Source organism: Corynebacterium tuscaniense DNF00037, assembly GCF_000759055.1.
GTDB lineage: Bacteria > Actinomycetota > Actinomycetes > Mycobacteriales > Mycobacteriaceae > Corynebacterium > Corynebacterium tuscaniense.
The window spans coordinates 55,106-69,150 of record NZ_JRNG01000004.1 but is presented as its reverse complement, the minus strand read 5'-3'; the positions used below and the strand labels follow the sequence as shown (position 1 = coordinate 69,150).

General features: G+C 61.9%; 12 protein-coding genes. 2 read left to right on the top strand and 10 right to left on the bottom strand.

All coding sequences use genetic code 11. The features are described from left to right. Together HMPREF2129_RS01635 and HMPREF2129_RS01630 are read right to left on the bottom strand one after the other, a co-directional pair. Positions 1–783, bottom strand: a complete 783-nt coding sequence (locus tag HMPREF2129_RS01635; RefSeq protein ID WP_052092526.1) for a hypothetical protein — start codon at positions 781–783, stop codon at positions 1–3. Positions 784–792: 9 nt separating this feature from the next. After that, the gene (locus HMPREF2129_RS01630) at positions 793–1,407 is read right to left on the bottom strand and encodes a carbonic anhydrase (protein WP_034662195.1); all 615 of its coding nucleotides are present in this window, start codon (positions 1,405–1,407) and stop codon (positions 793–795) included. Positions 1,408–1,431: 24 nt separating this feature from the next. On the opposite strand from HMPREF2129_RS01630, the gene HMPREF2129_RS01625 reads away from it, so the two are divergent. Further along, positions 1,432–2,289, top strand: coding sequence for an HhH-GPD family protein (locus HMPREF2129_RS01625; protein WP_408605813.1), 858 nt, complete (start codon positions 1,432–1,434; stop codon positions 2,287–2,289). 2 nt (positions 2,290–2,291) lie between these two features. Here HMPREF2129_RS01625 and HMPREF2129_RS10760 read toward each other — a convergent pair whose 3' ends face one another. Beyond that, positions 2,292–2,462 (bottom strand): DUF4236 domain-containing protein, encoded by a 171-nt coding sequence (locus HMPREF2129_RS10760; protein ID WP_084576415.1) that lies wholly within the window; start codon positions 2,460–2,462, stop codon positions 2,292–2,294. A gap of 87 nt (positions 2,463–2,549) precedes the next feature. Between HMPREF2129_RS10760 and HMPREF2129_RS01620 the strand changes: the two genes are divergently transcribed. Next, entirely contained in the window at positions 2,550–3,899 is a 1,350-nt protein-coding gene (locus tag HMPREF2129_RS01620) for a lipase family protein (RefSeq protein WP_052092525.1), read from the top strand. Positions 3,900–4,054: 155 nt separating this feature from the next. Here the strand turns inward: HMPREF2129_RS01620 and HMPREF2129_RS01615 are convergent, their stop codons facing one another. The 7 genes from HMPREF2129_RS01615 to HMPREF2129_RS01585 form a co-directional block, all read right to left on the bottom strand. Next, positions 4,055–6,883: an ATP-dependent Clp protease ATP-binding subunit gene (locus tag HMPREF2129_RS01615; RefSeq protein WP_034662192.1), complete on the bottom strand. Its 2,829-nt coding sequence runs from the start codon at positions 6,881–6,883 to the stop codon at positions 4,055–4,057. Positions 6,884–7,031: 148 nt separating this feature from the next. Continuing rightward, positions 7,032–8,720 (bottom strand): phosphoenolpyruvate--protein phosphotransferase, encoded by a 1,689-nt coding sequence (locus HMPREF2129_RS01610; RefSeq protein WP_034662190.1) that lies wholly within the window; start codon positions 8,718–8,720, stop codon positions 7,032–7,034. Positions 8,721–8,755: 35 nt separating this feature from the next. Beyond that, a complete protein-coding gene (locus HMPREF2129_RS10530; RefSeq protein ID WP_052092523.1) occupies positions 8,756–9,361 on the bottom strand; it encodes a hypothetical protein in 606 nt (201 codons plus the stop codon). A gap of 4 nt (positions 9,362–9,365) precedes the next feature. Continuing rightward, the gene (gene lysS, locus HMPREF2129_RS01600) at positions 9,366–10,916 is read right to left on the bottom strand and encodes a lysine--tRNA ligase (RefSeq protein WP_034662187.1); all 1,551 of its coding nucleotides are present in this window, start codon (positions 10,914–10,916) and stop codon (positions 9,366–9,368) included. A 25-nt stretch (positions 10,917–10,941) separates the two neighbouring features. Further along, positions 10,942–11,529, bottom strand: a complete 588-nt coding sequence (locus tag HMPREF2129_RS01595) for a hypothetical protein (protein ID WP_034662184.1) — start codon at positions 11,527–11,529, stop codon at positions 10,942–10,944. Then, positions 11,522–12,874, bottom strand: a complete 1,353-nt coding sequence (locus HMPREF2129_RS01590; RefSeq protein WP_034662182.1) for a hypothetical protein — start codon at positions 12,872–12,874, stop codon at positions 11,522–11,524. Before HMPREF2129_RS01590 ends, HMPREF2129_RS01595 begins: the two co-directional genes overlap by 8 nt. A gap of 45 nt (positions 12,875–12,919) precedes the next feature. Then, positions 12,920–13,912, bottom strand: coding sequence for a hypothetical protein (locus tag HMPREF2129_RS01585; RefSeq protein ID WP_052092520.1), 993 nt, complete (start codon positions 13,910–13,912; stop codon positions 12,920–12,922). Between the last annotated feature and the right edge of the window lie 133 nt (positions 13,913–14,045).

Here is a 14,045-nt window from a genome sequence, read left to right as displayed (position 1 = left end):
TTAGCGGATGTTGAAGGTGACACCCTCCGCGTGGTTGTTGCCCAATGTCGCGGTGACCACATAGGCACCTTCTGGCACGGCCTGACGGTTCGAGCACTGCCCCGGCGCGGAAGCCAGGCGTGACCAGGTGGCGCGGAAGTTACGGGATTCACCTGCAGCGAAGGTCTGCTTGCCGTTAATCACGGGGTCGTAGCAGTCCGTGTCGCCCCAGACCGGGTGGAAGCCATCGCGGGCGATGGAGTAGACCTCGAAGCGCAGTTTTTCATCGTTGGCGTCAATGACGCAGTCAGCGCCCGTCGGGTTCCTCACCTGTACGTTCAGCTCTGGCTGGTCCTGTGGGTCGTTGATGTCAAAGCTAGTTTTGTTGGCCTGGATGGTCAGCTGGAGGTCGCTGAGTTCACAGGTGTTCTTCGCAGCGAGTTCTGCGTCGTCGGGGCGTTCTTGGGTGGCGGTGGGATCGAAGTTTTCGTCCTTCGGCTTCGTTTCGGTGACCGTTGCCTCGGTGGTGTCCTCGGCGGCGCCGGGGTCTGGTTCGGTCGGGGTGGTCACCAGGGTTGTGGGCAACGCGGTGGTACTCGGCTCATTCTCACTCGAGCCAGAGCGTGCGAATGATGTGAGCGCCCACACCAGCAAGGCCACTACTGCCAGGACGATTACCAGCGCGGCAACGCGTCGGCGAATGTAGATTTCCTCGGGCAGGCGGGCCGAGCGTTCCGCCCCGCGCTCCTCATATGCGTCGCGCGGGGGGCGTGGTGTTCGTGGGGTTCGCGGCTGGTAGGTCACACCGCGATCCTAACCCGCGAAATGCTCCTCGACGACCGTGACGCGGCCATCTTCAAGCCTGTATCTTGCGGCAACAATGCCCAGCGACCCGTCGGCGATTTTTGCCTGCACCGGTGGAATGCGGTGAATCAAGTGTTCAGCGGTCTCCGCTGCGTGGATTTCTTCGACGACGCAACGCTCGTCGTGCCCGTCATTCTTTGCACGAATCACACTGGGGGCGATCTTTTCCACGAAAACACGGGTCAGATCTGATGGCAGGTCCCCCTCCTCAAAGGAGGAGATAGCCGCACCAATCGCGCCACACTCTTCGTGGCTGAGCACCACGATGAGTGATACCCCCAAGGTGGTGACTGCGAACTCCAGTGATCCGGTCACTGCGGCGTCGACGCAGCCCCCGGCGGTGCGGACGACAAAGAGGTCGCCCAATCCGACGTCGAAAAGCATCTCGACGGGCACACGTGAATCTGAGCAGGCCAGCACAGCAGCAAACGGCTCCTGCCCAGAACGTAGCTCTTCCCGGCGCACAGAACCGGTACGTGGGTGAACAGATGCATCAGCGGCGAAACGCTCATTGCCCTCAAGTAGGTGGGCCCAGGCGTCCTTTGGAATAACTCTAAACGGCATGTCACTATTCTTACACATATCGTGATTGATCCCCCCGTTGTCTCCGCCTGGTTTACCGCCCACGCCCGCGATTTGCCGTGGCGTGCGCCGGGAACCAGCCCATGGGGTGTGCTGGTCAGCGAAGTGATGAGCCAGCAAACCCCTGTTTCTCGTGTCGCCCCGCAGTGGGAGAAATGGATGAGGCGGTGGCCAACCCCGGCGGACTTAGCGGCGGCACCCACAGCTGAGGTACTGCGGGCGTGGGGGAGCCTGGGGTATCCGCGGAGGGCGTTGAGGTTGAAGGAGTGTGCGGGGGAGATCGTCGATAAGCATGGTGGCGTTGTGCCGCGTGAGGTGAGTGAGCTTTTGGCGCTGCCGGGTATTGGGGATTACACAGCGCGCGCTGTGGCGGCCTTCGCATTTGCGCAGGCAGTGCCCGTGGTGGATACAAATGTGCGGCGCGTCTATGCGCGGGCTGTGCTGGGGCGACCGCTGGCGAAACCGCAGAAAGCGGAGCTGGAGTGGATCGCCGCCCTGCTACCGGAGGAGGATGCCCACATCTTCTCAGCGGGGCTCATGGAACTCGGCGCGGTCGTGTGCACGGCCACGGCACCGGCGTGCGGGGAGTGCCCCATCGCGGATTCCTGCGCGTGGCTCGCCGCCGGTTCCCCACCACCTACCGCGGAAGAGCTGGCGGGGAAGAAGGTGCAGAAATTCGCGGGCACCGACCGGCAAGTGCGTGGCAAAATCATGAAAGTGCTGCGTGAGGCACCCGCACCCGTACCCCAATCCGCTATCGACGTAGTGTGGCCCGACGCCCCACAACGCACGCGGGCGCTGTACTCACTGCTCGAAGACGGCCTCGCTGTGCAGAATGAAGACGGGCGCTTCCACCTGCCGTAGCGCTACTTCCAGCGCCCACGGTACGTCATCCCACCAGGCAAGTTCACCCACACTCCCCCGCGGGAGTTAAAAGTCACCGGCCCCACCTTCGTGGACACGGACGCCCCGGAACCGGAAATGTTGATCCACGAGTTCTTGCCCAGTTTCTTCTTTTGGCGGTACATCAAACCCATAACTTCAGAATCTTAGAGCACCCGCCGAGGAAAAGAAGCCTGCGTCAAACGCCCACGAAAAACGGGGGCCTACTTTAGGATTCACTCATGCGTAACCCTGTGTCTCGTTTCTCCTGTTGGTTCACGGTCGTGGCAACCGCCGTGGTCATGACAGCCAGTGCGCAGCCTGCTGGTGCACAGTCAAGCGTCGATCAGCTGCAGGGTGGCCTTGCTCACGCCACAAGCACGCCTGACAAAGCGCTGCTCAAGCAGTATGACCCGTTTTATGACGATCCGGTCCCCGCGGAGCAGCTCGATCGACCCGGAAAACTCTTGCGCGCCCAGCCGGCGCCACACCTGCTGAACCTTCTGGGCCCATCTTTCCCCGGTTACGCGCAACGGATTTTGTACACGTCTACCACGGTGGATGGGCGCATTGTGCCGGTGTCCGGTTACATGATTGAGCCGGCGAATCCGTGGCAGGGCGCCGGCCCGACCCCGACGGTGGTGTTCGGCCCCGGTACGCGTGGCGCGGGTGATGGGTGCGCTCCTTCGCGTGGCCCGTGGATGATGGGGCAGATCGACCCGGCACAACCCACCGTGGGCACCAACTACGAAAACCTGCACCACCAGGCCGCTGCGCTGATGGGTATGCGGGTTGTGGTGTCTGACCTCATCGGTTTGGGCACACCTGGCGCGCACACGTACGTGCTGCACACCGAGGAGGGCCACGCGCTTATCGACGCTGCCCGGGCCACCACCCAACCCCACCACCCCGTCGGTTTCTGGGGCTACTCGCAAGGCGGTGGCGCATCGGCTGCCGCAGCGGAACTCGCCCCAAACTATGCGCCGGACCTCAATGTCAAGGGCGCTTTCGCGGGCGCTCCACCCGCTGATCTGGTGGAGACGATGCGTGGCGTAGACAATTCCTCCATCCTCGCCGTTGTTGGCTTCGCCCTCAATGGTTGGACGGAGCGCTACCCGGAGTTCAAGCCGGCTTTGGATGCAAATTTGAACGCTCGCGGCCGCGAGTTCCTCGAGTCCACGCGTAACGCGTGCATGGCTGATAGTGCGGTCCGGTGGGGTTTCCAGGATTCGCGGACCTTCACCGTGTCGGGTGAGCCGATGGTGGATGTGCTCACCCGCTATCCGGAGATCCGCCGCAAACTCGATGAACAAAAGCTCGGCCAGCGCGCCCCTCAGTCCCCGGTGATGGTATCCACGCTCGGCGGTGACATGCTCGTGCCCACGCCGCAAGTCATTCAGCTCGCACGCGACTACTGCGCCGCGGGGGCCAACGTCACCTTGCTTAACGACGCCGTCCCAGCCCTCACCCCTCCCCTCAAAATCGGCATCAACCACGCCGCCGGTGTCTTCGCTCACACCGTTCCTTCCTTGATGTGGCTGGCAGACCGCTTCAACGGCGTACCCAACGCGTCTAACTGTGGAGCCTTCTAGGCAAAGGGAACCTGAGACGTCTCAGCAAGCTGGTCGCACCCGGTACGCGAAGCATCGATGACAGCATGTCCGCGTTGGGACTTCTTGGGCAGAGATAAACCCCGCCGGCCCCCCCTTCATAGGTCGTTGGGGGAAGTGGCGGGGTTCAGCGGACTTTAAGGCTTCTCCGGGTCCGAGGTGACGGAGTCCTCGGCGGACTCCGTCGGTTCCGGGCGGTCCAGCACGGCGGTGCCCGGTGCGCCATCAGTCTCCGGAGAGGTGATGTCCGGCGTCGGTTCCGGGCCAGAGTCCGGACCTGAGCCTGGGCCACCATCAGTCGGCGGGGTGGTGTCGCGGACGGACACCGGCTCATCGTCGGAGGTGTCCTTTGGGGCGATGTCGCGGACCTCCTCCTCGTCCAGGTCACCGAAGGTGTCCGCCGGGAGCGGCTTCGGCTTCGGGGTGAAGGTGAACTCGGCATTCTCGTAGTCGCGAGGGTTGTCGGTCTTGCCATCCCAGTTCTTCACACCGACCTCGATGATCTCGCCGGCACCGATCTCGCCGAAGAGGATCTTCTCCGACAGTACGTCTTCGATCTCGCGCTGGATGGTACGGCGCAGCGGGCGGGCACCAAGGACGGGATCGAAGCCGCGGGTGGCAAGCAGGTTCTTGGCGTCGCTAGAAAGCTCAATACCCATGTCCTGTGCAGCGAGGTTCTTCTCCAGGCGCTCCACAAGAAGCTCAACCATCTGAACGATCTGCTCTTGGGTGAGCTGGTGGAAGACCACAATCTCGTCAATACGGTTGAGGAACTCGGGACGGAAGTGCTTCTTCAGCTCGTCGTGCACCTTCTGCTTCATGCGCTCGTACTGCGCATCGGAATCGGTGGCGTTGGAGCCGGTGAAGCCCAGGCCGACAGCCTTAGAGATGTCTGACGTACCCAGGTTCGAGGTGAAGATGAGCACCGTGTTCTTGAAGTCCACCATGCGGCCTTGGCCGTCGGTGACGTGGCCTTCTTCCAGCACCTGGAGGAGGGTGTTGTAGATCTCCTTGTGGGCTTTCTCGATTTCGTCGAAAAGCACGACGGAGAATGGCTTGCGGCGAACCTTCTCGGTGAGCTGGCCGCCCTCCTCGTATCCGACGTATCCCGGAGGGGCACCGAAGAGACGCGACGCAGTGAAGCGGTCGTGGAACTCGCCCATGTCCACCTGGATGAGGGAGTCCTCGTCGCCGAAGAGGAACTCGGCGAGCGCCTTGGACAGCTCCGTCTTACCCACACCGGACGGACCTGCGAAGATGAAGGAACCGGACGGGCGCTTCGGGTCCTTCAGCCCCGCGCGGGTACGACGGATGGCGCGGGAGACGGCGCGGACTGCTTCGTCCTGACCGATGATGCGCTTGTGCAGCTCGTCCTCCATGTGTAGGAGACGCGAAGACTCGGATTCGGTGAGCTTGAACACCGGGATGCCGGTCCAGTTGGCCAGCACGTCGGCGATCTGCTCCTCGCCTACCTCAGCGATATCCTCGAGCTCGCCGGTGCGCCACTTCTTTTCCTTCTCCGCGCGCTCTTCGCCGAGCTTGCGCTCAGTGTCGCGCAGACCAGCCGCCTTCTCGAAGTCCTGGGCGTCGATCGCGGCTTCTTTTTCGCGACGCACCTCTTGGATGCGGTCATCGACTTCGCGCAGGCCCTCCGGCTGAGTCATGCGCTTGATACGCATGCGGGCACCAGCTTCGTCGAGAAGATCGACGGCCTTGTCCGGCAGGAAGCGGTCATTGATGTAGCGGTCCGACAGGTTCGCGGCAGCTGCGAGTGCGTCGTCGGTGTAGGAGACGCGGTGGTGTGCCTCGTAGCGGTCGCGCAGGCCCTTGAGGATCTGGATGGTGTCTTCCACACTCGGCTCATCCACCTGCACCGGCTGGAAGCGGCGCTCCAGGGCGGCATCCTTCTCAATGTGCTTGCGGTACTCATCGAGCGTGGTGGCACCGATGGTTTGCAGCTCACCGCGGGCAAGCTTGGGCTTGAGCAAGGAGGCCGCGTCAATTGCGCCTTCGGCTGCGCCGGCGCCGACGAGCGTGTGGATCTCATCGATGAACAAGATGATGTCGCCGCGCTGGTTGATCTCCTTGAGCACCTTCTTCAGGCGCTCCTCGAAGTCACCGCGGTAACGCGAACCCGCGACGAGGGAGCCGAGGTCCAGCGAGTAAACCTGCTTGTCCTTGAGGGTCTCCGGCACGTTGCCGTTAGCGATGTCCAACGCCAGACCTTCGACCACCGCGGTCTTACCCACACCGGGTTCACCGATGAGCACCGGGTTGTTCTTGGTGCGGCGGGAGAGCACCTGCATGATGCGCTCAATTTCCTTGTCGCGGCCCACCACCGGGTCGAGCTTGCCTTCCTTGGCGGCAGCGGTGAGGTTGCGGCCAAACTGGTCGAGCACGAGCGAGTTGGAGCGCTCGCCGCCACCGCGCGGGCCGCCCATGCCACCGATGCTCGGGCTGGCACCAGCGCCGGTCATGCCAGAAGCCTGCGGACCTTCGGGGCTTTCCGGGTTCTGGCCCTCTCCACCCTCGTAACCAGACAGCAGCTGGATGACCTGCTGGCGCACGCGCGGGAGGTCAGCGCCCAGCTTGGTCAGTACCTGCGCTGCCACGCCTTCGCCTTCGCGGATGAGACCGAGCAGCAGGAACTCAGTACCAATGTACTTGTGGCCCATTTGCAGGCCCTCACGCAGGGAAAGTTCCAGAACCTTCTTCGCGCGCGGGGTAAACGGCACGTGACCGGTGTGCGGCTGGGTGCCGCGGCCGATGATTTCTTCGACTTCCCGGCGCACGTCGTCGAGGTTAATCCCCATGGATTCGAGGGCCTTGGCGGCAACGCCTTCCCCCTCCTGGATCAGCCCGAGCAGGATGTGCTCAGTGCCGATGTAATTGTGGTTCAGGTCGCGCGCTTCTTGCTGGGCCAGCACGATGACGCGCCGTGCACGGTCAGTAAACCGCTCGAACATGTGGCTACCCCTTTATTGGCTAAATGAAATCGTTCCACCCACCATAACGCGGGGTGGCCGGAACGCTTCCCACACTTCCGCACGAAAAAGTGATAACCCCATTTCAAGGGCATGTTCGCCAGTAGCGAACAGCCATTTTCGTGCGGTTTTAGAGCAGGCCGCGCAGCCCCGGATCAGCTAGCGCGAGCGCCGCGGCACGTGCTTCGTCAGCAGTCCGCGCTGCAAGGGCGCTCTCGGCCATCCGCCGGCAGGTGTCCAGGTCGTGCATAAGCAGCGCCGCGCGCACTGCAGGAGTATTCGCCGGCACCATGGACAAGGACGTCACACCCAGCCCAACTAGAACGAGCGCGAAGAGTGGGTCGCCGCCGGCTGCGCCACACACGCCGACAGGAGTTCCGTTTGCGCCACGACATGTTGCGCGCATGAGCGCCAGCACCGCCGGCTGCCACGGGGACAGCAACGACGGCCCAACTAGACGGTCCGCCGCCATGGTGAATTGCGCCAGATCGTTCGTGCCTATGGACGCAAACTCTGCCACCCCCAACAGTTCCTCGGCACAGATCGCCGCCGCAGGAGTTTCCACCATAATTCCGGCCTGCGGGAGCCCAGCCTTTTTCGCCTTATCGACGAACCACTCAACCTCCCCCACCTCCGCCACCATTGGCGCCATCACCCACAGGTCTGCTTCCGGCACCGCGGCGTGCGCGGCAGCGAGTGCCGCGAGTTGGTCGTCCATGAGGTCTTCCCGCGCGCGGGTCAAGCGGATACCGCGGTGACCAAGCGCTGGGTTTTCCTCCGTACCGTGATCGGCAAAGGCCAGGGGTTTGTCCGCACCCGCGTCAAGGGTGCGCACGACCACCCGGCGGGAACCAAAAGCGCGCAGCACAGCGGTGTAGGTCTCCGTTTGTTCGGCAACGCTGGGGGCATCCACACGGTTGAGGAAGAGAAACTCGGTGCGGAACAGACCCACGCCTTCAACATCCGTCTCAGCCACCGCTTCCACATCGGCTGCGGTGCCAATATTGGCCATCAGTTTCACCGGGTGCCCATCTTTCGTCGCACCCGGGCCGGTAGCCTCCGCCAATGCAGCGACGCGACACGCCGCCCGGTCCTGTAACTCAGCGACGTCAGCAGGGGTCGGCGCGAGGATGACGGTGCCGGTGGTGGGGTCGAGGGTGATGAGCGTGGCGTCGATAAGCAGGCTGGTGATTCCGGCGACCTTGACAATCATCGGAATACCCAGTTGCGCTGCAAGAATCACCGTGTGCGATGTGGGGCCGCCACCTTCGGTGATGATGCCCAGGACCATCGTCGGGTCGAGCGTGGCGATGTCAGCGGGTGCGAGGTCGCGTGCAACGAGGATGGATGGGCGACCTAACGGCGGAATTCCCGGCTCCGGCAGATCACGCAAGCGGGCGATAGTGCGGTCGCGAATGTCGTAGAGGTCTGTGACGCGCTCAGCCATGCGTCCCCCAAGGGGGCGAAGTTTCTGCGCATAGATCTCCACCGCGGCGTGCACAGCAGCAGTGATGCCGGCACCGGCGGCGAGCTCCTCCTCAACCCCTTTGATCAACGCGCGATCCTGCGCCAAAGCAGCGGTGGCTTCGAGGATCGGCTGGGCTTTCTCGGGGGCACTCTCCGCACGCGCGAGCACCCCAGCAGCAACGGCGTCGAGGGCCGCCCGAACCCGCCAGATGTCGGCATCCGGGTCGGTGCAGGCCGGTTCATCCGGGTCAACACCCGCTGCAGGGGCGACGAGCACAGCCGGGCCAGTCGCAGAGGCAACCGCAAAAGCACCAGCGACGCCCACACCGTGAAGCACATGCCTGTCGGCCATGCGTGTTCCTTTCCCTGGCTGCCCCAGCAGGTGGTTTAGCAGGGGTCGTGGAAATCGCCGGAGTTGTTCAGAGTTCGGCCGTTGCCACCATAGCGTGCTTTCGCCGCGCACATCCCCGCTTCATCGGAACCAAAGTCGAGGTAAACGGGGTAGATCACGTTCCCGTTGACGGTTTTGCGCAGGGAGGCACACTTCCCCGGCACCGTGAATTTTTTATCGGCGGGGCCACCAGTGAGTACCGCTTGGGCGAGTTCGTTGTAGGTCGCTTCAGCACCATGTTCATCGATGACAGACATGAGAATCAGGATGTTGCGCCCGTCGCACGCCGGAAATGATGCCTCCTTCTCTAGTCCGCCCTGCGAGACATGCACAAAATACCCGTCGCGCTTGCTTATCGACGCCACATCTTCCCCCACAACGTCCTTCTTCGGCGAAGTGGTTTCTGCAGTCGTTTCTGCAGTCATTTCGGAGGTGGTTTGAGTTGTGGTTTCAGACGCCGAAGTCTCCGCAGGCGTGGACGACACGATGGTCATCTGCACCTCGTCCAGATCATCACTGGAGCAACCAACAAGCCCAGCCGTGATGGCGAGCGCAGCTAAGCCACCGCCTATCTTTCGGCCAATGCGACGCTGAGAACGCATGGGTTTAGGCCTCGGGGCGTACCAGCGGGAAGAGGACAGTCTCGCGGATCCCCAGTCCGGTCAGGGCCATGAGCAGGCGATCCACGCCCATGCCACAGCCAGCGGTCGGCGGCATGCCCTGTTCCATGGCGGCGAGGAAGTCCTCATCAAGCACCATGGCTTCGTCATCGCCGTGGGCGGCGAGGCGGGCCTGGTCTTCGAAGCGTTCACGTTGGATCACGGGATCAACAAGCTCGGAGTAGCCGGTGGCCAGCTCGAAGCCGCGGACGTAGAGGTCGAACTTCTCAGTCACACCGCGCTGTTCGCGGTGGTCGCGGGTCAAGGGCGAGGTCTCGACCGGGAAGTTGATCACAAAAGTCGGCTCGTAGAGCTGGTCGGAGCAAAGGTGCTCCCAGATCTCCTCGACGAGTTTGCCGTGGAGCCAGCCCTCGTCCTTGGGCACCTTCAGGCCAATGACGTCAGCAATGCCCTTCAGTTCCTCCACGGAGGAGTCGACGGTGACCTCGGGCTGGCCTGGGAACTTACGCTGCAGAGCCTCGTTAAGGGAGGGGTACATTTCCATGACTTTCCATTCGCCGCCGAGGTCGTACTCAGTGCCGTCGGCAAGCGTGACGGTGGTGGAGCCGAAGACTTCCTGCGCGCAGAACTGCACGAGGTCTTTCATGGTCTGTGCGCCATCCTTGTACGTACCCCATGCCTGGTAGGTCTCCAGCATGGTGAACTCCGGCGAGTGGGAGGAGTCAATGCCCTCATTGCGGAAGTTGCGGTTGAGCTCGAAGACACGCTCAATGCCACCGACGATGCAGCGCTTGAGATACAACTCCGGCGCAATACGCAGGTAGAGGTCCATATCTAGCGCGTTGGAGCGAGTGATAAACGGGCGGGCCGCGGCACCACCGTGCAAGGTCTGCAGCATCGGGGTTTCCACCTCGACGAAGTCACGACCCGTGAGGAATTTACGCACAGCGGCGATGGCTTTGATACGGGTCATCGCGTTCTTGCGGGCATCGGCGCGCATGATCAGGTCGGTGTAGCGGTAGCGCACCCGCTGCTCTTCATTCATGTCAGCGAACGCAACCGGCAGCGGGCGCAGCGCCTTCGACGTCATACGCCAGGACTGCGCCAGGACGGAAAGCTCACCGCGTTTCGACGCAATCACACGCCCCCGCACCGACACAATGTCACCCAGATCCGTGTCAGACTTCCACGCCGCCAGCGCTTCCTCACCGACCTCAGCCAGGGACAACATGACCTGAAGCTGCGTGCCATCCCCCTCCTGGAGGGTGGCAAAGCACAGCTTGCCGGTGTTGCGCTGGAACATGATGCGTCCGGCAACAGCCACCTCGTCGGAGGTTTCTTCGCCGGGCTGGAGGGCCACCGCGCCGTCGATAAGCTCGGGGGCATCTTCCGTAACAACGTGGTACTTGTTGCGCAGATCCTTCAGCGACGTGGTGCGGTCCACGACGACGGGGTACGGCTCATGCCCTTCGCTAAGAAGCTTCTCACGCTTCGCGCGGCGGATCTGTTGCTGCTCTGAAAGGTCCTGGGTAGTCACGGCTATCTACCGTAGTCGGTTGAGCTCACCAATACTCGGGCAGGGTCCACACTGGCGGGTCATCCAGCTGGCCACTCGGGTGGATGGCGCCCTCCGAGTCTGTGATGGTGTAGCTCAACGCGTCACCGGACGTGCAGCGCAGCGTCGCATCATCCGGGTAGTGGCAAAAATTCTCATTCACACGAATGGACTGGCCAGGCAGCAACTCGCCCTGTGCCGGCCCAACACCCTCAAACACGGTGTAGTGCATGCCGTCTTCCCCTGCGTAAATCGAGTCAGCTTTGCGGGGTGGCAGTGGCACAGCGGTCACCATCGGCGCGTCCTTTGGGGTTTGGCCTTGACAGGTCACGCCGTGCGGGCTGATCGCACACACTCCAGAGTGTTCCCCAATGCGGTAGCTGAACACACTCATGCCGGCGCGTTCAAAATCTTTCGGGTCTACCGGGCGGTCAGCGGCGCGCGTGGTGGTCGCCGTCGTTTCGCTTTTCGACGCCAACGTTTCCAACACCGGCCCCTCCACCTCCTCCAGGTTCCCAGAGCACCCAGAAAGCGCCCCCGCCATCACTACTGCAGTGATGGCGACATAGTTAGCGCGACGTTGAAGATTAACCACGCGACTTTTCACACAAGTTGAGGTACATGCGCTTACTTTCGGCTTCAGCACCGTTGACCACGAGCAGGTACTGTGCGTCCTCCCCTTCCGGAGCAATGCGGTAAGCCGGCGGGGTCACGTCTTCCATCTTGTAGGAGCGTGCAGAGCACTTCTCATTACCAATGACCTCAGTGTCGCCCTCCGGCAGCAGGCCGTCGCGCGTCTGCTCATCACCATAATCAATGATGCTCACGCCAAGGTCCTTGTCCGAACAGCGGATGCGGGCCTTCTGCCCATCCTCCGGTGTCTGGGACTCACACTTCATGTTCAACCAGCCGCGTTGACCAGATTTCTCCGAAATGATCCGCGGGAACGTGTCCGCCATCTCCTGCTCTTGGGCATTCCAACCCTCACCCTGGTTATCCCAGAGCCACCAGCCACCAGCGCCGATACCGCCGAGCAGCAACAAGATCATGAACACGAGCAGCCAGGTCAGGGCCTTAGATTTCTTTTGCGGCTGTGGCTCGAAAAACTCCGGCTGGGCGTAGCCCGGGTACTCGTAGGGCTGCTGGTAGTGCGGCTCCACGGGTGGGAAACCCGGGCTGGTATCCGGGAAGTGCTGCTTCGGGCGCTCCCGCTGCTCCTCCACCGGCTGGGCGGGCAGGCTCCACTGCACTGTCGCGTCGTCGGCCTCTGCTTCGGGCTGAGCCTTGTGGGGGAAGGCCAGTTTCTCCAAGTAGGCGCTGGCAGACTCCGTGGATTCCAACAGCTCCTCATCCACCGGTTTGGTGGTCAGCTGGGAGACAATCTCGGCGAAAGCACGGCGGTTTTTAGCCGGGGTACTCGTGGCATCTGGTGTAGGGCCGACCAATGCCAGCATCACCGGTGCCGACGGATTGTGATGCTGCACCAGCAGATGATCCACATCAATTGACCGTGCCAAAAGCTCAGCGTGGTCAGCATTGTTGTAGTGATCAATCGCTCTAGCCACCGGTGCGAGCAGACTATGCGCCTCAGAATCGGAGAACGGGGTGCCCCACTTCACGCGCCCCTCAATGATGGAGCGCAGCGTGTTGCCTTTTGCTTCATCACGGACCACGTAGAGTGTGCCGTCCTCGGTGACACCGCAATCACGCAGAGACACCACTGTCGGCTCATCCAACCAGCGCAAGCCGGAAGCGAGCTGGGTGATGGCGGTAGCCTGGTCGCCCTCGATGACTTCGTTGAACAGCTCCACCTCAGCGGTGCTGTTACCCCACGTGTTCGTAGCAAAGTAGACGGTGGAATCCGCTGTCGCCGCTTTTTCTTTCAAGTCCGTCAGCGCATATTTTTCGTGCAGGAACTGAGCAAGCTGTGAATCAACCATGGTGAAGCTTTCGATGAGGGCCGATGAGAACTGGGACGTGTATTGCTAGTTGTAGTCGGAGAAGATATCGCTAACGTCATCATCCGAGTATTCAAAACCTAGAAGGCGGGCCTTACCATCCTGAATCACCACGTAAGTGGCACCGCCGGTGGAAGAACCGTTCTTGTTACGAACCTCCACAAAGTAGAATGCATCGGCTCCCAGCACATCCTTCAGCTGTCGCTCATAAGACTCATCATCCGTCTTGGCGAAGAAGCGAGAGAAATCCTTGACATCCATAACCTCGCCAGCCTGCGGGTCAGATGCCTTGAAGTAGTTGTCCACGCCAGAGTAGCCGTCATTGACCTTAAGCCCATCAAGAATGGCACTGCGCAAATCGCTCAAGGCGTTGTCAATGAGCCAACGTTCAGTCTCATCATTTGTGCGTAGCTCAAGGAACTCATTCGTCAACTTCTGTGCCTTCGAGGCGTTACGGTCTCCACCACCGATACCGGCAACCAGACCCCAGATGAGCAGCATGACCAACGCAGTAGCCACTGCGGTCCCAAGGATGACGCCCTTGGAGGAACGGGCAATCTCCGACTTAGTCTTCTCCATCGCCGGGTTCAGACGATCCTGCGCCATCTTGGAGTACTCAGTGAAGGTCTCGCGGCCCTTGTCAAAGGCACTCGGCCCATGCTCGCCCTGCGGCTGACTCGGCTGACCTTGCTGACCTAGCAGCCCCTGCGCGCCAGCAGCACTAGCAGCAGCACCAGCACTGGCAGCAGCACCAGCCGGGGCTCCCCCAAAGTTGGCCTGAGCGAGGTCGCGGAGGGCGGCGATGTTGATTTCTGGTGCGTTGACGTCGTTAAGCTTCTGATCATAGAGGCTGCGACGCTGCGGATCACCGAGAATGTCGCGGGCGATACGCAGCTCCTCAATGCCGCCCGGGTTGGTGGCAATGCCGGAGTTGATGCGATTATCCAGCTCCTGGGCCAAGGTGGCGGGGTCTGCCGAACGGTCGAGCCCGAGCGAGTTGTAGAGGTCGTAGTGTGCCATCTCTTTTAACTATGTCCTTTCTCACATCCCGGCGCGGCCCGTCGGGACTCCGCAGTCTAGAGCGAATGATAGCGAAGTGCTTTCAGTCTTAACACATGAATCCTGCAAGAACTACTACGAGAACTATTGCAAA